The sequence below is a fragment of the Methylocystis sp. H4A genome (assembly GCF_015709545.1).
In the GTDB taxonomy this organism is placed as follows: domain Bacteria; phylum Pseudomonadota; class Alphaproteobacteria; order Rhizobiales; family Beijerinckiaceae; genus Methylocystis; species Methylocystis silviterrae.
Genome location: NZ_JADNQY010000016.1, coordinates 23055 through 45004 on the forward strand (window position 1 = coordinate 23055; position 21950 = coordinate 45004).

11 protein-coding genes are annotated in these 21950 nt (G+C 61.6%); 7 read left to right on the forward strand and 4 right to left on the reverse strand.

Features of this window, described 5'->3' with window-relative positions; genetic code table 11:
- Nucleotides 1–262: 262 nt before the first annotated feature.
- The 4 genes from IYW40_RS03200 to IYW40_RS03215 all read right to left on the reverse strand — a co-directional run bounded on the left by IYW40_RS03200 (nucleotide 263) and on the right by IYW40_RS03215 (nucleotide 12448).
- The gene (locus IYW40_RS03200) at nucleotides 263–6277 is read right to left on the reverse strand and encodes a DUF3320 domain-containing protein (protein ID WP_196399346.1); all 6015 of its coding nucleotides are present in this window, start codon (nucleotides 6275–6277) and stop codon (nucleotides 263–265) included.
- A gap of 289 nt (nucleotides 6278–6566) precedes the next feature.
- Nucleotides 6567–9650 (reverse strand): efflux RND transporter permease subunit, encoded by a 3084-nt coding sequence (locus IYW40_RS03205; RefSeq protein WP_196399347.1) that lies wholly within the window; start codon nucleotides 9648–9650, stop codon nucleotides 6567–6569.
- Between the two features lie 16 nt (nucleotides 9651–9666).
- A complete protein-coding gene (locus tag IYW40_RS03210; protein ID WP_210327171.1) occupies nucleotides 9667–10809 on the reverse strand; it encodes an efflux RND transporter periplasmic adaptor subunit in 1143 nt (380 codons plus the stop codon).
- A gap of 28 nt (nucleotides 10810–10837) precedes the next feature.
- The gene (locus tag IYW40_RS03215) at nucleotides 10838–12448 is read right to left on the reverse strand and encodes an efflux transporter outer membrane subunit (protein ID WP_246720604.1); all 1611 of its coding nucleotides are present in this window, start codon (nucleotides 12446–12448) and stop codon (nucleotides 10838–10840) included.
- Nucleotides 12449–12800: 352 nt separating this feature from the next.
- Here IYW40_RS03215 and IYW40_RS03220 point away from each other — a divergent pair, with 352 nt between their 5' ends.
- From IYW40_RS03220 to IYW40_RS03250, 7 genes are all read left to right on the forward strand, one after another.
- On the forward strand, nucleotides 12801–13520 hold the full coding sequence (locus IYW40_RS03220; protein ID WP_246720605.1) for a TetR/AcrR family transcriptional regulator: 720 nt from the start codon (nucleotides 12801–12803) through the stop codon (nucleotides 13518–13520).
- A gap of 385 nt (nucleotides 13521–13905) precedes the next feature.
- Nucleotides 13906–14037 carry a K(+)-transporting ATPase subunit F gene (gene kdpF, locus IYW40_RS03225; protein ID WP_246720606.1) on the forward strand — a complete coding sequence of 44 codons (132 nt, stop codon included), beginning with the start codon at nucleotides 13906–13908 and terminating at the stop codon, nucleotides 14035–14037.
- Between the two features lie 31 nt (nucleotides 14038–14068).
- A complete protein-coding gene (gene kdpA / locus IYW40_RS03230; RefSeq protein ID WP_196399350.1) occupies nucleotides 14069–15778 on the forward strand; it encodes a potassium-transporting ATPase subunit KdpA in 1710 nt (569 codons plus the stop codon).
- Nucleotides 15779–15790: 12 nt separating this feature from the next.
- Nucleotides 15791–17839, forward strand: a complete 2049-nt coding sequence (gene kdpB, locus IYW40_RS03235; protein WP_196399351.1) for a potassium-transporting ATPase subunit KdpB — start codon at nucleotides 15791–15793, stop codon at nucleotides 17837–17839.
- Nucleotides 17840–17850: 11 nt separating this feature from the next.
- On the forward strand, nucleotides 17851–18450 hold the full coding sequence (gene kdpC / locus IYW40_RS03240; protein WP_196399352.1) for a potassium-transporting ATPase subunit KdpC: 600 nt from the start codon (nucleotides 17851–17853) through the stop codon (nucleotides 18448–18450).
- Between the two features lie 27 nt (nucleotides 18451–18477).
- The gene (locus IYW40_RS03245) at nucleotides 18478–21177 is read left to right on the forward strand and encodes a sensor histidine kinase KdpD (protein WP_196399353.1); all 2700 of its coding nucleotides are present in this window, start codon (nucleotides 18478–18480) and stop codon (nucleotides 21175–21177) included.
- Nucleotides 21174–21863: a response regulator transcription factor gene (locus tag IYW40_RS03250; protein ID WP_196399354.1), complete on the forward strand. Its 690-nt coding sequence runs from the start codon at nucleotides 21174–21176 to the stop codon at nucleotides 21861–21863. The genes IYW40_RS03245 and IYW40_RS03250 overlap by 4 nt, the downstream gene beginning before the upstream one ends.
- The last annotated feature ends 87 nt before the right edge of the window (nucleotides 21864–21950 follow it).

The window sequence follows — 21950 nt, forward strand, 5'->3', positions numbered from 1 at the left end:
TATTTCAGGCGCCCGCGCCGACGATGGCGTGGGATTCAGCAAGCGGCTCGCGCGCAGCTCTCACGCGAGATGATCCGCGCACTTCCCTCGAAAGCAATAATCGCTCTGCGCCATCGCCATGGAGGCCTGCGTGAGCGCGCATCACTGAGGGCGAACGATTTGCGGCCTTTAGCTCGCTTGATTCCGCCCGCTGACGTCGACATTTTGTCGGGTGGCGGAAGAAGCACGATGCCGCCGACGCGGGAGGCGATCTCTCTGGAATCTAGCCGCCTTCAACGCCGCGCGGTTTCGACAAATAGTTTCTCGCCCGATCAAGCGCCTCATCGAGGCGCGCGCGCGCCGTCGCCGCGAGCCGTTCCACGCCAAGCAACCGTGCAAGTGCGAGCGCCGGATCCGGCTCTTCTAAAATATCTTGGTTCGCGGCCACGGCAGAGGCGAGCTCGGCGAGCGAAATTTCTGAGACGGCCCGACGGGCGTCGGCGTCGCGGGGCGGACGATAGTCAATCAACTCCGCGACGGTTCCTTTTTTCCAAATGAAATCGCCGCTCGATTCCGACGTTCTATCTGCATCTTTCAAATGCAGCATGACGCGCTCCCGGATTTTGTTCCCGGTTCGCAGCCACCCATGCGCACGCGCGATACGTTGCGCCAGTATGTCCTCGCGCAATGGCGCTTCGCAATCGACGACGGCCTCCACCATCGCACGTAACGTGCTTCGATATTCCAAGTCATGGAAGCGATCCGGCACGGCGCGGACGATCGACAAATCAGCGATTTTATAATGCGCTCTGTTTGACGTCTCCTCTGACAGCGCGGCGGCTGCAGAGGACGGCGCGCCTGATTGCGCTTCGCGCAAAACGCCAAGTGGCGCATCAGCCGCCGGCGCCAGCGAAATCGTTTCGTCAGGACCGCCGACGCGCTCCTCCCCTTCCTCCCCTGGCGGGCGCGGCGATTCTTCTGCGTCTTCGGATGGCTCCGCTTCGTCTACCGATTGATCGCTTGGTTCGATTTCATGCCCCAAGTCCCAATGCGTCGTTTCGACAGACGTTGACCGGTCTGTCGATGTATGGCGCCAGTCTTCGAGTAACGCCGAGAGCGCATTGTGCAAGCGTTCGGCCGCTCCCTTGGGATCGAACCACCAATCGGTCGACCAGACGCGGAGGATGTTCCATCCAAGGCCGCGCAGCACCTGCTCCCTAACCTTGTCGCGGTCACGCGCCGTTGCGGAACGGTGATAGGTCGCGCCATCGCACTCGACGCCCGCAAGATAGGCGCCTGCACGTTCAGGATGCTTGATCCCGATATCCACTCTGAACCCGGAAACGCCGACCTGCGGCGTTATATGCCAGCCAAGCCGGTCGAGCTCGGCCGCGACCGCTTCCTCGAAAGGCGATTCGGGCGGCCCCTTCGACCCTTGGTCCTGCGCGGGGAGCGCGATAGGGCCGCGGGCCGCGAAATCCAAGAACGTCTTCAGATGATTCACTCCAATCGCCTTAGTCCTGCTGGCGTCGATCTGATCGGCCGTGAACCCCGAAAAGACGAGAAGCTCCTGACGCGCGCGAGTGAGGGCGACATTAAGCCTACGCTCTCCGCCATCGCGATTGAGCGCGCCGAAATCCATGCTGCGCTTGCCGGCCGCGTCCTGCGTGAAGGTTATCGAGAACAGGATCACATCGCGTTCATCACCCTGCACATTCTCGAGATTCTTGACGATCGTGGGCTCCACGCGCTCGTCTGCGAAAAACCATTCGAGATCGGGATTGTCGCGCCGCGCGTCGTCCAGCAAATCCTGGATCAGCGATTGTTGCTGCGCATTGAAGGTGATGACGCCGAGCGTCGGCCGATTCTCTCTCGGCAAATCAAGCCAATGCAGCATGCGTCTCTTCGCCTCAGCCGCGACAGCGAAAGCTTCAATCCGGTTGGTGCGGCTCTTGCCCCGGTCATAAACGCCGTCGGGCACATGCCGGAGTTGAACGGCGCGGTCATCGACATTGGAAGATGGGAAGGTGATCAGCCCATTCTGATAATAGTGGTGATTGGAAAATGCGATGAGCGACTCATTGCGGCTGCGATAATGCCAGCGCAAAGCTCGCACCGGAATGCCGGCCGCCTTTGCTTCGTCCAGAATGCTCTCCAGATCCCTTTCGTGCTCCGCAACCTCCTCGTCATCTTCATTGCGACCGAAAAAATTCGTGGGAGGAAGCTGTTTGGGATCGCCGACGATGATCGTCTGTCTGGCCCTGGCGATCGCGCCGATCGCGTCCCAAGTGGTGATCTGCGACGCTTCATCGAAGATCACGACATCGAAGAGCGCGTGATCGGGCGGTAGATATTGAGCGATCGAAAGCGGCGACATCAACATGCAGGGCGCGAGCTTGGAGAAACTCGACGGCATTGCCGCGATCATCTCCCGAATTGTGCGACTGGGACGTTGCAATTCCATTTGATGTCGCAGCAAGCCAAGCTCCGAACCGCGCGGCACGCTTTGCACGGGCGGCAAGTCATGGGCTAATCCCTTGACGACCCGATGGGCGGCCTCCGCCCGCACGATGTCGTCTATCCGCCTGAACTCTTCGATCGCGTGTTCATGCTGGAACCGTCGAAATTCCCGCAATACCGGATCCGCGTCCAAGGTCGACGGCACCCACCAGCGAGCATAGGCGAGCCTGAAGGCGGCGCCGGATTCTTCGGGCTGAACGGCGCCTGACTGCAGACCGCCGACCAGTTCGCAAAGCCCCTGCGCTTTGGCGCGCTCCCGGACGCCACACCAGGTCGACCAGTCCCTCAGGAGATGCCGCGCTTCGATGAGTTCATGCAGTTGCGCGGAGAGCCTAGACAGCAAGGTTGCCGTTTCCTCATTCAGCGGATCGCGCCCCGATATGGTTGCGAATTGTCTTGCGGACTCCATGAATACGACGAAGGCGTCGGAATAATCTTGCGCGGCCTGACGGACAGGATCTCCCATCGGCGTGCGGAGCGTCGGCGCTATGGCTTGCCCCACCGCCTCCAGTTCTTCCGCCGTCTTGCCCAGGCCAAGCAGTCCTTGCAGGAGGCGATCTGCGCTTTTCAGCAGTCGGTCGACGGCCGCGAGGTCGGTGTCGAGACCTGCGAAGCCGACCGGCTTGGCCGCGAGCCTGTTGCGTTGAACAGAGGCCGCATATGTCTGCATATGCCGCAGGGCTCGCAACGCTGTTTCGGGATCTGGCGCGCCGGACTTCGCGTAGCTTCGCAGGAGTTTTCTGACGCGGCGGCGTCCAAACCAGCTCATCGGCCAGAGCGAGGCCGAAGCCTGCCGCCAGGCGTTATCGAGTTCATGGACCGGGATGGAGAGGAGGACCTCTCGATCAAAGGCGGCGGTCAAACCGGCCTCGGCGGCGCGATAGCCGCGTATTGCCTGTTCAAGTTCGGTCAGCGCCGCGCTCAACTGCCGAAACTCGCGATCGAACAGGACACGGTGATCGACGCCTGCGCCGTCGCGAAGCGCGTCCGCGAAAGAAGCAAGCCGCTGCAGGTCCACAAAGGAAGCATCGTCGGCGGCAGGCAAGTTGATCCGAGCGGCGAATGTGGCGAGCCTGCCGCGCAGGACGCTCGTCTTCGCCTTCAGATCTCCCGCCGCGCCGATAAGACGTTCTTGCCACTGCGAAGACCATTCGCCTACATGGACGAGATCAAGCGCGGGCCGATTGACCACCGATTTGAAGACGCGGCCGAACTCTTCGGCCATCTCCTCCAGATTCAGGCGCGTAGCGAGGTCATGGGTGTCCGTCGACGGCCAGGAAAGCGGCGGGGCATGGCGCTCCCGGCCCTGCAAGGCGACGCCGAGCGCGGCGTACGGCGTCAGCCCATTGACGTGCTGTCGATGCAACGCCTCCACATAGGCGTTCAATTGATCGCGGCGGAGTCGCAGTTTTTCGTTGATCGCGACCCAGCCCGACTGATCGAACTGACTGCTGCTCTCCCAGGATTTCTTGAGCTGCCCGAGAAAGCTCCTGCGATCGGTCTTCGACGAATGCAGTTCGAGACAGCGGTCGCCTAATCCATGCTCCCGCAACCTCCGATAAACGACGTCGAGCGCCGCAGTCTTTTCGGCGACGAACAGAACCGTCTTGCCGGCCGCGAGACAACTCGCGATCATATTCGTGATGGTCTGGCTCTTGCCGGTTCCGGGCGGGCCGACGATGACGAAGTCGCGTCCCTCGGCGGCCGCCAGACTGGCGGCGATCTGAGATGAATCGGCGGGCAGCAGCGAAACGATGTCTGCCGGCGCGTAATGGCGATCGAGTTCGCGCTCATCCTTGAAGACTTCGCCATCCGCCTGGAAAGCCTGGTCGGGCGTGTCGATGAGATGCTTGACGACGCGATTCTGGCGAAGCGCCTCCGTACGTTCGATCAGGTCCTTCCACATCAGGAATTTCGCGAAGGAAAAGGTCGAGAGCGCGGTCTCGTCCACCACTTCCATGCCAGGCGCGTCGCGAACCGCCTGGCGCATAAGACTCAGCAAGCGTGGAACATCGACGCCAAATTCATCCCGTGGCAGCTCGCCAGCGAATTGCGGCAAGCGCAAGTCGAATTCGCGCTCGAGAAATTGAAGGAGGGTCGCATTGAACCGCGGCTCGTCCTCGTGAAAGCGCAGATTGAAACGGGAAGAGGCGCTTTTTCTGTCGAGCTTGACAGGGATGAGCAACAACGGCGCCCGATAGCTTCTTTCATCCTCAGCCTTCTTTTTCCAGCGCAGGAAGCCGACCGCGAGAAAGAGCGTATTGGCGCCGCCCTCGGCGAAATCATTACGGACCTGCCGATCGAGATCGATCAACCGCGCTTCGAGGTGTTTCGCATCGAGCGCGGAGGCTAATTCATCGCGTTGCAAGGCCTCCGTAGCGAAGCGGCGCTGGAGGTCATGTCCGTGGATATCGCGATAGAGGTCCGCGTCACGCTCTCCCAGGGGGTTTTGTTCGGGCAGCGAGATAAGGCGTATCGACGCGCCCGCAGCGAGACGGTCCTCGAGATAGGAGATATCCGTGCAGAGGAAGGGAACGGTCTTCTTCGTGTCCGGAAAGTTGAGAAGCCGATTGCGCAGCGTCAAGTCCAGCAGCTTCTTCTGCCAACGTTCGATCCGTCCGGCCGCCGTCGTCGGCTTTTCTATGGCAATGTCAGCTGGCGGTTCATCCATCGTCGGCGCAGGCGGCAGCGGCAATTCGACCGGCTCCGCCGGGATGACGTCGACGACCGCGTGCGACGGCTCATGGGAGGCGAGCGGCGTGACGCCGCCGCTGCGCGACCGGCGCACGTCGATCGCGGCGACGAATTCCGCGCGCCGAACTTCGTCAAGCCGGCTTTCGACCAAGGCCTGGGCTTGTTCCAGCGTCATAGGGGGACGATTGGTGACGCCCGTCGTCTCGAATATAATCATCTCGCTGGAGGCCAACGCCTTGCGAATTTCCATGACGTCGGGTTCGATGATATTCGACAAGGTTCGCTTCGCCAGCCAGACGCCGACGGCCGCGTGACCGCGAAATAGCAGGAGGATTGGGTAGAGTCCGGCCGCCTCCAGAGCCGCGCCGAAGAGCAGCGTCGTATCGAGACATGTCGCGAGGCCTTCGGTCAAAATTGTGGAAGGCCGTCGTATTTTTTGCCCTCGCTCTTCGAAGCTTGCCGGCGGTTCGGCGTAATGCAGCGAAAGCCCGGCGACGGCCGAGTAGATCGCCGCGGTGAGCAGAAATACGCGCTGTGGATTTTCGCTTTGATAACCGTCAAGCGCCGACGAATGGCCATGAGCCGCGAGCCGTTCGGCGGCGGCGCGCAATATTTTCGCGACCGCCGGATCGTTTGGCATAACGAATGCGGGAAGAAGTTGGGCCATGTCGCCAACGCCGCCCCACTCGTCGCGCGCGAGCAGACGAACCTTACTTCTGATCTCGGCCAGTGTCCGATCGCCCGCTGATAACGTGAAGACAATCTCGCCGCGCTCGGATTCGTTCAGGCCTGCAAGATAGGCCGGATCGAGTTCTACTTTTCGGTCCGCGAGCGACAGGCGATCGCCGGCTGCGACTCGATCGACGGCCCATCTCTTGCTTCGCAGAAATGGCGGGTTAGAGACGAGCCGGAGTTCGCAGCCCCCGAAATTCTCCGCCGTCGAATTATTGACCGCGATCGAGCGGATCACTGGAATCGCGTTTTGGAAGGAAGCATAAGTGAAGCTGCCGGCCACATCCGCCAGAACTTCAATTGCGCGTGTAGTGTCCGAATTTTCTATCGTGTTCGAAACAATATTTTCCATGGCGGCCCCCGGTACGCCCCATCTTCGGAGCGATCCCGACGGAATGGTAATACATGGGCTGCCTTCGGACCAGTTGCTAAGGGATCGGCGAAGCTCGTAGCGTAGATGCTGGCGTGATCGCCGACTTCCGACAATCTAATCTGGCGAATATGCCCTACAGTTAGTTAAAGACGCAGCGCGTTTAGTTAAAAATCAGAGCATTCCTAGGGCTCGGACCCATAAAGTTGTTTCCGAAGCCGCGCGAATAACGCGTTCATGGATCGGCTTTAGCAACGATCTCCGACCGCATTTATGAATGCGCTGGCGACACAAGATCCAGCGCGGCCTTCTTGCGTGACCCCGAATGGTCCGCCGCGAGGACGAGATAGACCGCGGGCAGAACAAACAGCGTGAACAAGGTGCCGATGGAAAGGCCCGAGGCGATCACCAGACCCATGTTGAAGCGCGACGCCGCGCCCGCGCCCGCCGCCATGATGAGCGGGAAGACGCCGAGCACCATCGCCGCGGTTGTCATAAGGATCGGACGCAGGCGAATGGACGTGGCCTCCAGGATCGCTTCCCGTTTCGACTTGCCGCCGTGCTGCAATTCATTGGCGAACTCCACGATCAGAATGCCATGTTTGCTGATCAGGCCCATCAACGTCACGAGGCCAACCTGGGTGTAAATATTGATGCTCGCGCCGCCAAAGCCGAGCATGATGAACACCAGCGCGCCGGCGATCGACATTGGGACGGATACGAGAATGATCAGCGGATCGCGGAAGCTCTCGAATTGCGCGGCCAGCGCCAGAAAGATGATGATGAGGGCGAAGCCAAACGTCACCGCGAAGCCGCTCGACTCCTGAATGAACTGACGCGAGGGTCCGGCGTAGTCGATCGTATAGGTCGCGGGCAACGCTTGGCGCGCGATCTCTTTCAGCGTGTCGAGCGCCTCGCCGGCGATGACGCCAGGCGCGGCCACGCCAGAAATCGTCACCGAATTGATCTGCTGGAAATGATTGAGCGATTCGGGAACGATGGCGGTTTCGAGCTTGGCGACGGTCGAAAGCGGCGCCAAGGTGCCGTCCGCCGTCTTGATGTAATAATTCAAGATCTGATCCGGATTCAGTCGAAACCGTTGGGCGACCTGCGGAATGACCTTGTACGAACGGCCGGCGAGCCCGAAATATTGCGTATAGCCGCCGCTCAGCGCGGTGGTGAGCGCGCCGCCGACGTCGATCATTCTCAGGCCGAGTTGCGCGGTCTTTTCGCGGTCGATGACAAGCGACAACTGCGGCTGATCGATCTTGAGATCGGTGTCGAGGAACATGAACTTTCCCGTCGCCAGAGCTTTCGACAGGAATTCGCGGGAGATGCCGTCCATCTTCTCGAAAGGGTCGGTGCTCTGGAAGACGAATTGAATCGGCAAGCCCATCGAGCCGGGGAGCGGCGGCGGCTGGAAGGCGACGAAGCGCACGCCCGCAACGGCGCTCAGCTCCTGCTGGAGCATCTGCTGCAACTGCTCCGCCCCGACCTTGCGCTCATCCGCGGGCTTGAGCACGACGCCGGACAGATTCGCCGCCGGCGAATTGATCTGGAACACGCTGTCGGTCTCTGGATGCTTGGCGATGATTTTATATGCCTGATCGGCGTAGTACAGCTTTTGTTGGAGAGTGGCGTTGGGCGCCGGAGTCGCCTGCGCCAGAATGATGCCCTGATCCTCGTTTGGCGCGAGTTCGCTCTTGGCGCTGGCGTAGAGCCAATAGATGCTCGAAAGCACCAGCCCGCCGAAGACGAGCGTCACCGGGACGTAATTGAGGGAGGAGTCCAGCAGGCGGTGATAGCGGTCCCGGACGGCGTCCATCCGCGCATCGATGTAGCCGACGATGCGGGACTCAAGCGTCTCCTCGCCTCGCTTCGGAGGCTTGAGCGCGAGAGCGCAGCTCACCGGCGACAAAGTGAGCGCGACGATGCCCGACACAGTGACCGCCGCCGCCAGAGTGAACGCGAATTCGACGAAGAGCGCGCCGGTGAGGCCGCCCTGAAAGCCGATCGGCACATAGACGGCGATCAGCACGATCGTCATCGCGATGATCGGCCCGGCGAGTTCGCGCGCCGCCTGCAGCGCGGCGTCGACAGGCGTCAGGCCTTCGCCGAGATGCCGGTTGACGTTTTCGACGACAATGATGGCGTCGTCGACCACGAGGCCGATCGCCAGCACGAGCGCCAGAAGCGTCAGCAGATTGATCGAGAAGCCGAAAGCGAGGAGAAACGTCAGCGAGCCGATGAGCGAAAGAGGGATCGCCATGATCGGGATCAGCACCGAGCGCCATGATCCCAAAAACACGAAGACGACGGCGGTGACGATGAGGACCGCTTCGATGAGCGTGTGAATCACCTCGTCGATGGAGCTGTTCACGAAATTCGTCGTGTCGTAGACGATCTCGCTATTCAAGCCTTGCGGCAGCGCTTTGAGAATGTCGGGATAGGCGTCTTTTACGCCTTTGACGACATCGAGCAGATTCGCGTTCGGCGCCACGAGAATGCCGATATACACCGCCTGCTTGCCGTCGAACGACACCGAGGATTCATAGTCGTCCGCGCCGAGCGTGACATTGGCGACGTCGCGCAGCTTCACATTGGCGCCGTTCACCTGTTTGACGACGAGGTTGCGAAACTCCTCGAGTGAATGGAGCGACGTCGCCGCCGAGAGATTGACCTGAACCCATTGGCCCTTGGTCGAGCCGAGGCCGGCGATATAGTCGTTGCTCTGGAGGGACGCCGCCACTTCGCTGGCGGTGAGCCCATAGGCGGCGAGCTTCACCGGATCGAGCCAGGCTCTAAGCGCAAAGGTCTTGCCGCCGATAAGCTCCGCCGTCTGCACGCCCGGCACCGATTGCAGACGCGGCTGCACGACGCGGATGAGATAGTCCGTCACCTGGCTCGGCGTGAGGATGTCGCTGTTGAAGCCAATATACATAGCGTCCGTCGTTTGGCCGATCTTGACGGTGATGACGGGACGCTGCACGGCCTGCGGCAATTGGTTGAGCACCGAATCGATCTTGGTGCTGATCTCGGTGAGCGCCTTGCCGGAATCATAGTTCAGCCGCAGATTGGCGGTGATCGTGCTCACCCCGATCTGACTCGTCGAGGTGAGATAGTCGATGCCATTCGCCTGCGCGATGGCGTTTTCGAGCGGCGTCGTGACGAAACCGGCGACGGTCGCCGGATCGGCGCCAAAATAGGACGTCGTCACCGTGACAACGGCGTTTTGCGTGCGCGGATATTGCAGCACGGACAGAGTCGCCAGCGATCTCAGGCCAAGCACCAGGATCAGCAGGCTCACCACGGTGGCGAGCACCGGGCGGCGCACGAAAATGTCAGTGAAACGCATTTTGCGAAATCTCCGTTCACTGATCCACGGGCTTGGGATAGGCGTCGACAGGCGGCGACGGCTCTTGCGAAACGGCGAGCGGCGCGCCGTTGCGAAGCTTGACCTGACCGGCCGTAACCACCGTGGCGCCTTCGGGCACCCCTTCGAGCACCGACACTTCGTCGCCGCGCGCCTCGCCGAGCCGAACGAAGGCTTGGTGCGCGATGAGCCCGGAGCCTTGCGGCGCCTTCTTATCGGCGCTCTCCTCGCTTTTTTGCGCAAGGAACACCGAATTGCCGAAAGGCGCATAGACGATCGCCGTTTGCGGCAGCGTGATGAGGCGCTGGGGCTTGCCGGTCGCGATTTCCACCGAAGCGAACATGCCGGGACGCAGCTTGCGTTCGCCATTGGCGAGGCTCGCGCGGATCTGCACGTTGCGGCTCGCGAGATCCACCTTGGAGCTGATGGCGTCGATCTTGCCCGCAAAGCTCTGGCCGGGAAAGGCGTCGACCGTCGCGGCGATGGTTTGTCCAACCGAGACGCCATTCAAGTCCTGCTGGGGCAGAACAAAGTCGAGAAAAATCGGATCGAGCGCCTGCAAGGTCACGATCACCGTTCCGGCGCCGATATATTGGCCAAGATCAATCTGACGGATGCCGAGCCTTCCGCCAAAGGGCGCGAGCAGAGTCTTTTGCGCGATCACCGCCTCCTGCTGAACGACTTGGGCGTTGGCGCTTCTCAGATTGGCGATGTCCGAATCCACTGTCGCCTGGCTCACGGCCTTGATTTTGAGCTGCGACTGGTCGCGGCGCAGGTTGATGGCGTTGAGCTCCGCCGTGGCTTTCAACGCTTCGAGCCGGGCGTTGTCCGTATCCTTGCGCAGCTCGACGAGAATCTTCCCCGCCTCGACGTCCTGGCCCGACTGGAAGTGGATCTTCTCAACGATGCCGGAGGTTTCGAGCGCGAGGTCCGCGCCATTGACGGCGCGGAACGTGCCGATCGCTGAAAACTTCGGGCGCCATTCCCGATAGGCGGCCGTCGTCACCGACACGGTCTGCGGCGGATTGGCCATGGAGGCGAGGAACCGCCCGATCATCATCGAGCGGAAACTGACGAAGCCGTATAGGGCTGCGAACACGAGGGCGACGCTCGCCAGCATGATCATCATGGGCTTGAACATCGATCCGAGACGGTCTTGCAAAAGCGTGTTAACGGGCACGGGAGCGTTCCTCAGCCTCGGCGCGTATGGCCGCCGCGATCGGCAGGGTTGAAATGAGGTCGGTGGGTTTGGGAAGCGACGCCGGCGTCTCGTCGATGCGATTCCACCAACCGCCGCCGAGCGCCTGCATCAGCGCCGCCGTGTCGGAGAAGCGCGCGGCCTGCGCCTGGACACGATTGAGACGGGCGTTGAGCAGGGTTTGCGCGGCGTTGAGCACCGTCGGATAGGTGGTCGAGCCGGCCGAATATTGGGCTTGCGAGATATCCAGGCTTTCGGCGGCGGCCTTTTCAGCCGCAACCTGCGCACGCAGCGTCTCCGCGTCATGCTTGATCGCCTGCAAGGCGTTGGCGACATTCTGGAAGGCGCTGATCACGGTCGCGCGATATTGCGCTTCCGCCTGTTCGAGCGCGGCGAGCTTCGCCTCGCGCTGATGGAACAATCTGCCGGCGTCGAACGCCTGGCCGGAGAGCTGCGTCGCAAGATTGTAGACCGAGGTCTGCGGCAAGAATAATTGCGAGAAATTCGAAGCCTGACTGCCGCCATTGCCCGTCAGCGTGAGCTGCGGCAGCATATTTGCCGTGGCGACGCCCACATTGGCGCTTGCCTGATGCAACTGCGCCTCCGCCGAAAGAACGTCAGGACGCTGGCGCACCAGATTGGAGGGCAGGCTTATCGGCAGATCGCGCGGCAGATGCAGATGCTCGATGTCGATCGCCTCTCCCTTGTCGTCATTAGGAAAGCGGCCGAGATAGGCCATGAGCTGATTGCGAGTCTGCGCCCGCGCCTTTTCGAGCGGCGGCAGCGTCGCTTGCGCCTGAGCGACAAGCGCCTTTTCCGAGACGACGTCGGCCGCGCTCACGGCGCCGAGTTCGAAGCGCTTCTGCAATATGTCGAGCTGCTTCTGATAGGCGGCGATGAGATCGCGCGTGACCTTGATCTGAGACGCGTATAAGGAATCGGTGATCGCCGCCGTCACGACATTGGCGGTGAGCGCGAGATAGGTCGCCTCGAGCTGGTATCGCTGATATTCGGCCGCGGCGACATCGCTCTCGACCGTACGTATCGTCTTACCGAAGACGTCGGGCGTGAAGGACACGGCGGCATTCGTATTGTGGAGCGTATAGATGAGCGCCGTCGGTCCGCTCGACGAGGAGCTTTGCGATCCGCTCGACGACGAGGAGCTTTGCCCGAGGCCGCCGAATTGCGCCGTCGTCATTTGCGTGCGCGCGACGCTCTGGGTCAGAGTGGCCGACGGAAAGAAGGAACCCACATCGGCTTCCGTGGTCTCCCGCGCCTGGCGAAGCGCCGCTTCGGCGGCCGCGATGTTTGGATGATTGTTCACCGCCTCGGCCACGAGCGCCGAAATCTGCTTCGAGCGGAATAATCGCCACCATTCCCCCGGAATGTCATGGCCAGGAACGAGCCTTTGTGCGCCGCCGCCCGCGATGGCCGCCGATTGGGTGACGCTAACAGGCTTGCCCACCGCATAGCCCGCGCCCAAGGGCGCGTCGGGCGCGGCAAAGTCGGGGCCCACCGCGCAGCCGGAAAGCAACGCGGCAAGCAGAGGCGCCAGCGCTGCCGCCCTGCCCTTTGCGCGCATCAATGTCCTTTGGCGCCGATCGCTCTGGGCGATGTTTCGCGCCTTCGGACTCTCCGCCAGAACAGCGGGGCGATCCCCCCCAAGCGTTTTGAGCAACGACCGGAATATTTGAGGCGCCCTCCGTCTCATGTGGGACCCAGGTTAAACTGAACGGTTCAGTTTTATGCTTGCCCTTCGGCGCGTGTCAACGCTAAAATTGAACTGGGTCGTTCAGTTTGAAACTTTTCAAAAGTGGGCCGATAGATAACGTCACACCACCGGCGTTCGGCGGTTCAACCTCGGTGGAGGTGTGCGAAATGAGCGGATGGCGCGGGGGCAGAGCCTTGAAGCAAGAGTCGGCGGCGTCGCCGGTATGAAGACTGAAATCGAGGAACCCGCCATGAAGAGCCCGTCGACGGATCATGCGACGGCGGCAGGATCGACAGAGGCGCATGTTGCGGGACGGAAGGAATGTTCCGTGATCGAGGCCGCGCGAAAATTATTCCTTGAACAGGGGTTCGCCGAGACGAGCATGGACGCGATAGCGCGGTCCGCTTGCGTGTCGAAGGCCACGCTTTACGCTTATTTTCCGAGCAAAGAAGCTTTGTTCGCCTATTTGATCGAAGCGGAATGCCGCCTGAAAACGAGCAGGCTGCAGATGCCAGATCTCGATATCGGCCTTGTCGAGGCGCTTCGAAGCTTCGCGCGTCAATTTGTCGAGGTGTATATGACGCCGGAGTCGATGGCGTTCTTTCAGGCGATTTCCAGTGAGCGCATGCGCTTTCCGCAACTCTGCAGGCTCTTTTTTGAAAGCGGGCCAAAAAACGAGCTCATGCGCGTCGCGGCGTTGCTCGAAGAGGCCAAAGACCGCGGCCTGCTGACGTTCTCAGACGCGACTGAAGCCGCTAGCCATTTTTTGAGTCTTGTCCGCGGGGACCTCCCGCTTCACACGGCGCTCGGTCTCGAACCGAGAGCCGAAGCCTCCGTTAACGCGATGGTCGACGCCGGAATTGATGCTTTTCTGAGAGCATACAGGCGAGAGGGAACTTCGCGCATTGCAACGAGATGTCGCAACAGGACCGCTTCAAACTAAATTTACGATGCGAATATCTTTGATCGCCACCTAATCTATCCATTTTCTCACCACCCTAGACGACCCGCGAGCGAGCGCCATGTGAGTGGCCTCCACCAGCCGAAATCCTAATAGCGCCTTTACATCATTCTCGCGCAAATTGCGGTTCGTCATTCTCGTTTGGTGAAGACCGAAGCGAGAACGCGACATTAAAGTGAGATGCGCTCATGCCTCTATCTCTCATTGGCCTCGGCGTCGCGGCCTTTATCTTTGTGATCGCGAACAATCTGTTTCACGAGTTGCGCGCGCGGCGTGCGCGCATTGATTCACGGCGCCGGTGAGCGCGGAGAGGAACACATGCTCGATATTCTGTACGTTGGCCTCGGTCTTTTCCTGTTTGCGGTCGTTGGCGCCTACGCGCGGGCCTGCGGGCGCCTTTAGGGAGAACCGCATGTTTGAACCTGTCATCGGACTGATCGTCGCCGTTCTTCTCGGCGCCTATCTCGCCTATACGCTGCTCCATCCGGAAAAATTCTAAAGGGAGGCTCGGCGCATGCCGGGCGTTCGCCATGACTTCCATTGGGCTGGCGCAAATCGCCATCGTCCTGCTTGCCGTTATTGTCGCGGCTATACCGCTCGGCAATTACATAGCCGCCGTCTTAGCAGGCGAGCGCAGCCTGCTCTCTCCCGCGCTCTCGCCCATTGAGCGCGTCTTCTACAGACTCGCCGGCGTTGATCCTGCGCGGGAGCAAAACTGGCTTGCATACACGATGGCGATGCTCGCCTTCAGCGTCGTCGGATTTGCGTCCCTCTACGCCCTGCAACGACTCCAGGCCTATCTGCCGCTCAATCCTCAGGGCTTTAGCGGCGTTCCCTCTGATCTCGCCTTCAACACGTCGATGAGCTTCGTCACCAACACGAACTGGCAAAACTACGGCGGCGAGTCGACGATGAGCCACCTGACGCAAATGCTCGGCCTCACCGTGCACAATTTTGTGTCCGCTGCGACGGGCCTTGCGATGGCGTTTGCGCTGGTGCGCGGTTTCTCACGCGCCGAATCGCCGACCATCGGCAATTTCTGGGTCGACCTCACCCGATCGACGCTTTACGTGCTCCTGCCGATGTCGATCGTCGTCGCGCTCGCCCTGGTCGCTCTCGGCGTGCCGCAAACCCTTCAAGGCTCGATCGAAGCGACGACGCTCGAGGGCGCGAAGCAGACGCTAGCCATAGGCCCGGTCGCGAGCCAAGAGGCGATCAAGGAACTCGGCACCAATGGCGGGGGCTTCTTCAACGCCAATTCCGCGCATCCTTTCGAGAGCCCGAACGCCCTTTCCAACATGCTGGAAATCTGGGCTCTGCTCGTCATCCCCTTCGCGACGGCCTTCGCCTTTGGGCGTGCGGTCTTTGACTATCGACAAGGTCGCGCGATCGCCATCACCATGATGATCGTGCTTGTCGCGGGCGTATCCGTCGCTTACTGGGCCGAGGCAGGCGGCAATCCGTTGCTGACGGAGATCGGCGTCGATCCTTCGCCCGGCAATATGGAAGGCAAGGAGGTCCGCTTCGGCCCTGCGATGAGCGCGCTATTTGCAACGTCGACCACGGGCACGAGCTGCGGCGCGGTCAACTCGATGCATGACTCCTTCATGCCGCTCGGCGGTCTCGTGCCCTTGTTCAACATGCTGATGGGCAGCATCGCGCCGGGCGGCGTCGGCGCCGGGCTCTACGGCTTTCTGGTGCTGGCGATCATCGCCGTTTTCATCGCCGGGCTTATGGTCGGCCGCACGCCGGAATACCTCGGCAAGAAGATTGAGACGCGCGAGATGAAGCTCGCGATGCTGGCGGTGCTGATCTATCCGCTCAGCGTGCTTGTCTTCACCGGCGTTTCAGTCATGCTTCAGACCGGCCTCGCCAGTCTGAACAACGCCGGCCCGCACGGGCTTTCCGAAATCCTTTACGCATTCGCTTCAGCGACGGATAACAACGGATCGGCTTTCGCAGGCCTGACGGGCAATACGCCTTGGTACAACACGACGCTCGGCGTCGCGATGCTGTTCGGACGCTTCGCCTTCGTCATTCCCGTGTTGGCGATCGCCGGCGCGTTCGCGGCGAAAAAGAAGGGCGCCGCCTCGGTGGGAACCTTCCCGACGCATGGGCCTCTCTTCATTGGCCTGCTGCTCGGCGTCATCGTCATCCTCTATCTGCTGCAATATTTCCCGGCGCTCGCGCTCGGCCCCATCGTCGAGCATTTCGCGCTGCTTGCCGGAAAAACCTTCTAAGGAGCATGTCAGATGTCGCATAAGGTCGCCGCTCCCGGTCTATTCGACGCCGCGATCACGAAGCGCGCCGCGCTCGACGCCTTCAGGAAGCTCGATCCGAGAGTCCTCGCCCGCAATCCGGTGATCTTCGTCACGGAAATCGTGTCGGCGGTGGTCGCGGCGTTCTTTGTGCGCGATCTCCTTGCGCAGAACGGCGCCGCCTTTTTCTCGGGGCAGATCGCCGCCTGGCTGTGGTTCACCGTGCTCTTCGCCAATTTCGCCGAAGCGGTGGCGGAGGGACGCGGAAAGGCGCAGGCGGACGCCTTGCGCAGGACGCGTAGCGATTCACACGCCAAACGGTTGATTGATCCGCAGAACAAGAGCGGCATGAAGGACGTCTATGAAGGCGTGTCGGCGCTCGATCTCAAACTCGGCGACCTGGTGCTGGTCGAGGCGGGCGAACTCATCCCCGGCGACGGCGAAGTGATCGAAGGCGTCGCCTCGGTCAACGAGTCGGCGATCACCGGCGAGTCCGCGCCGGTCATCCGCGAGGCGGGCGGCGACCGTTCCGCCGTGACCGGCGGCACGACGGTTCTCTCCGACTGGATCAAGGTCAAGATCACCGCGGCGCCCGGTTCGACCTTTATCGATCGGATGATCGCGCTCGTCGAGGGCGCGCAGCGGCAGAAAACGCCGAACGAACTTGCGCTGTCGATTCTCCTGTCCGGACTGACCATCATTTTTCTCATCGTCTGCGTGACGCTTTGGCCGCTCGCGATCTACTCCGGCGCGGCGATTTCGGTCACCGTGCTGATCGCGCTGCTCGTCTGTCTGATCCCGACGACGATCGGCGGACTCTTGTCGGCGATCGGCATCGCCGGCATGGACCGGCTGATCCGCTTCAATGTCATCGCCACCTCGGGTCGCGCTGTGGAGGCGGCGGGCGACGTGGACACGCTGCTCCTCGACAAGACCGGCACCATCACCTTCGGCAATCGCATGGCGGACGAGTTCGTTTCGGTCGAAGGCGTTTCGGAACATGCTTTCGTCGAAGCGGCGCTGCTTGCTTCGCTCGCGGATGAAACGCCGGAGGGGCGCTCAATCGTCGCTCTGGCGAAAAGCGCGCTTGGCTCTTCGGCGCCCGACCTCGATCCGGACGCGCAGATCGTCCCCTTTTCGGCGCACACGCGCATTTCCGGCGTTGATCTTCCCGGCCGGACGCTGCGCAAGGGCGCCGTCGACGCGGTCGCGGCGCAAGCTAAGTCCGTTCCCGTTGATTTCGAAGCCGCTGTCGAGCGCATCTCGCGTTCGGGAGGCACGCCTCTCGCCGTGTCGGAAAACGGCATGCTGCTGGGCGTCATACATCTCAAAGACATCATCAAGCCCGACATAAAATCGCGCTTTGCCGCCTTGCGCGCGATGGGCGTCAAAACCGTGATGGTCACCGGCGACAATCCGATCACCGCCGCGGCGATCGCCGGAGAAGCGGGAGTCGACGACTTCATCGCGCAAGCCAAGCCCGAAGACAAACTCGCCTATATTCGTAAGGAGCAGCAGGGCGGCCGCCTGATCGCCATGTGCGGCGACGGCACCAATGACGCGCCGGCGCTGGCTCAGGCGGACGTTGGCGTCGCCATGCAGACGGGCACGCAGGCGGCGCGCGAAGCCGGCAATATGGTCGACCTCGACAGCGATCCGACAAAGCTCATCGAGATCGTCGCGATCGGCAAACAGCTGCTGATGACGCGCGGTTCGCTGACCACCTTCTCGATCGCCAATGACGTCGCCAAATATTTCGCGATCATCCCCGCGCTGTTTGTCGTCGCCTATCCCGAACTGGAGGCGATCAACATTATGAAGCTCGCCTCGCCGCAGTCGGCTATCCTCTCGGCGGTGATCTTCAACGCGCTCATCATTATCGCGCTCATCCCGCTCGCGTTGAAGGGCGTCCCGTACCGGCCCGTGGGCGCCGCCGCCTTACTGCGACGAAATCTGCTGATCTATGGGCTCGGCGGGCTCGTCGCGCCGTTCATCGGCATCAAGCTCATCGACCTCGCCGTCTCGGCCATTCATCTCGCGTAAGGAGCTCTCAGATGCTCTCCCAAATTCGCCCGGCGATCGTCATGATCGTTCTCTTCACCGCGCTGACCGGAATCGTCTATCCGCTCGCGATCACCGGGGTCGCACAACTCGCCCTGCCGACGCAGGCGAATGGAAGCGTGATCGAACGCGACGGAACAGTGATCGGTTCGGCGCTGATCGGACAGAACTTTGCCTCCGATCGCTATTTTCACGGCCGGCCTTCGGCAACGACAGGCTCCGACCCAGCTGATCCTTCCAAGACGGTCGACGCGCCCTACAACGCAGCGAACTCGATGGGCTCCAATCTCGGGCCGACGTCGAAGAAGCTTGTCGACCGCGTCAATGCGACGATCGAGGCGGAATTCGCCGCCGGCCGCGTCGATGTCGTCGCCGCTGACGCCGCGACGACGTCCGCCTCCGGCCTTGATCCGCATATTTCGCCGCAGTTCGCGCTGGCTCAGGCGGCAGCCGTCGCCAAGGCCCGCAGTCTCAGCGAGTCGCAGGTGCGCGCCGTAGTCGAAGCGAATGTCGAAGGGCGCATTCTTGGCGCGATCGGCGAGCCGCGCGTAAATGTGCTCTTGCTGAATTTGGCTCTTGATCGCTTACAATAGAGGTGACGCCCGAGAAGGTAGACGTCTTTGGCCCGCGATGACGGAGACTTCGACCGCCGACCCGACCCCGATGCTCTCCTTGCCCTGAGCGACAAGGAGAGCAAAGGGAAACTTCGCGTGTTCCTCGGCGCCGCGCCCGGCGTCGGCAAGACCTACGCGATGCTGGCGCGCGCGCAGACGGTCAAGGCCGAGGGCGTCGATGTTGTCGTAGGCGTCGCGGAAACTCACGGACGCTCTGAGACGCAAGCGCTCCTCAACGGTCTTGAGACGCTTCCACGCCGCAAATGCGAATACCGCGGTCGGATCATCGAGGAATTCGGCATAGACGCGGCGCTGGCGCGAAAACCTCAGCTCATCCTCGTCGACGAACTCGCGCATACCAACGCTCCGGACAGCCGCCACCCCAAACGCTGGCAGGATGTCGAGGAGCTGCTCGACGCCGGCATCGACGTCTGGACGACGCTCAATGTCCAGCATCTTGAAAGCCTCGCCGACGTCGTATCGCGCGTCACCGGCGTCGCGGTACGCGAGACCGTGCCGGATCGCGTCCTGCAGAACGCCGCCGACGTCATCCTTGTCGACATCACGCCGGAAGAACTGCTGCAGCGACTGAAGGACGGCAAGGTCTATGTTCCCGAGACCGCAAGACGCGCGACGCAGAATTTCTTCACGCCGCGCAACCTCACGGCGCTGCGCGAACTTGCCCTGCGTCGAACCGCGGAACGCGTCGACGATCAGATGGTCGACTTCCTTCGACAAGGAGCGATCGAAGGCCCCTGGGCGACGGCGGAACGCTTGCTCGTCTGCGTCGGCCGCGATGCAAACTCCGAGGCGGTGGTTCGCGCCGGCGCGCGCCTCGCCACCGCCCTCAACGCCACCTGGATTGCGCTTTACGTCGAGCGCGCCGGCCAGGAAGAAGAATCTGCTGAGGTCGTGCGAAGCGTCGACCAGGCGCTCAGGCTCGCGGAACGGCTCGGGGCGGAAATCGCCCGCACGCCAGGCGACGATCTCGCAGGCGAAGCGCTGCGTTTCGCGCGACGCGAGAATATCACGCAGATCGTCTTGGGCCGCTCGCGAGCGCGGCCGTTTTCTCGACTGCTGCGGCGCTCGCTGACCGACGAAATTCTTCGGCGGTCGACCGATATCGCGGTTCACGTCGTCGTGCAGGAGGACGGCCCGCCGGAAAGCCGACAGGCTCGGAAATTGCCGAGCTTGTCACAGACATGGCTCGGCTTCGGCGGCGCTGCGGTCTCCGTCATGATGACGGTCCTCGTCGGTTATGGCCTCGAGCGCTGGCTCGGCCTCGTCAATCCGTCGGTCATCTTCCTGCTTCCCGTGGTGCTTTGCGCCGTGTGGTTAGGGATGTGGTCCGCGATCATTGCTGCGGTTCTGTCCTTTTTCGCCTGCGACTTTTTCTTTTTCAGTCCGCGCTATGAACTCACCATTTCGCAACCGCAGGAATTTCTAACGCTCGTCGTCGCGTTGGTGGTCGCCGTCATAACGGGAATGCTCGCGAGCAAAATGCGCACTTACGCGCAAAACATGCGGCAGCGGTCTCAAGCCGTGCAGTCGCTGTTCGAATTCTCTCGCAAACTCTCCACGATAGCGACGCTCGACGACATTCTCTGGGCCTCCACTCTGCAGATTCAGAAAGCCGGCGAAGCGTCCAGCGTCATCATGCTGATCCCCCAAGAGGGCGGTTTGAAAGTGTCGGCGGCCTGGCCGCCGGTCGATCGCATGGACGCCGGCGAACTTGCCGCCGCCCGTTGGGCGCTCGAAAAAGCCGAGCCCGCCGGATGGCGGACGGATACGCTGCCGAATGTGCGTTTTCAATTCCGGCCTCTCGCGACGGCGCGCGGCGTCGTCGCCGTTTGCGGGATCGAGCCCAAGACGCCCGAGGAGCCGCTTTCCGCCGCCGCCGAAAGCACGATTTCTTCACTGATCGAACAGACCGCGATCGCGATCGACCGTTCGATGCTCGTCGGCGAATCTGTCAAAGCGGCGGCTCTCGAGGAAAATGAAAAACTACGGACGATTCTGCTCTCCGCCCTGTCGCATGATCTGCGCACGCCGCTGACCTCGATCACCGGCGCGGTGACAAGCCTGCGCGAACTTGGCGAGAAGCTTCCGCCGGAGGATCGCAAGGACCTTCTGCTGTCGATTGAAGAAGAGGCCGGGCGCCTGTCGCGCTTCATCGCCAATATGCTGGACATGTCGCGCATCGAGTCGGGCGCGGTGGCGCCGCGCAGCGATCTCGTCGATGTGGCGGAGGTGATCCGCAGCGTCCTGGAAAGAGCCAAGAGAAGTTTTCCAGGCAAGGATACTTCGATCAGCATCGCGCCCGACCTTCCGCCTATTCGCGGCGACGCCAATCTGCTCGGACAGGTTCTCTTCAATCTGATCGACAATGCGCATAAATATGGCGGACCTGCCGGCGCGATCATTCACGCCCGGCGCGAAGGAGGCGACGTCCTCATCACCGTGACCGACGAAGGGCCTGGCGTGAAAGCCGCCGACCTCGAGCGCATTTTCGAGAAATTTTATCGCAGCGGGCGTGTTGACGGCCGCAAGGCCGGAACTGGGCTGGGCCTCTCGATCTGCCGCGGTCTGGTCAGGGCCATGGGCGGAACCATCGTCGCACAAAGCCCTGCCGCCCGCCGTCGAGGCACGAGACTCATCATGCGTTTTCCTGCCGCGGGCGAATCGAAGCGGGGCGTGGCGGCATGAGCGGCGCGCGCGTCCTCGTCGTCGACGATGAACCTCAAATACAGCGCGTCTTGCGGCCTTCGCTGACGGCGAGCGGCTATGAGGTGCGCGAAGCGGCGACAGGCCGCGAGGCTCTCGCGGCTGTAGGCGAACATTCGCCCGATCTCATCATCCTCGATCTTGGCCTTCCGGACATGGACGGCAAGGAAGTGCTGCGAAAGCTGCGAATCCTTACGCGAACGCCGGTGATCGTTCTCTCGGCGCGCGACCGGGAATCGGAAAAGATCGCCGCGCTCGATCTCGGCGCGGATGATTACGTCGAGAAGCCATTCGCGATGGGAGAGCTGCTGGCGCGCATGCGCACGGCCTTACGTCATTCCCAGGAAAAGACTTTGGAGTCGGAACGCGTTGCGGTCGACGGACTTGTCGTGAATGTACATAAGCGCATGGTGACGAAAAATGGCGCGCCGGTGAGACTGACGCCGAAGGAATTCGATCTTCTGGCTTTTCTCACGCGACATTCGGGCCGGCCGTTGACGCATCGGGAAATCCTCAAGACCGTTTGGGGGCCTGCGCATCAGAACGACAGTCAATATTTACGCGTCTTCATTGGCCAGCTACGGGCGAAGATAGAGGAGAACGCCGCGACGCCCAAAATCATCGTGACCGAACCCGGCGTCGGCTACCGATGTATCGAGTCCGAGTGAGAGGGACTTGTCCTGTGACCGGTCACGCTGCGTTTAAACGCAAGACTCCAGCTTCATCCAATTCATAGGCTTTATCAGGCACTTAAT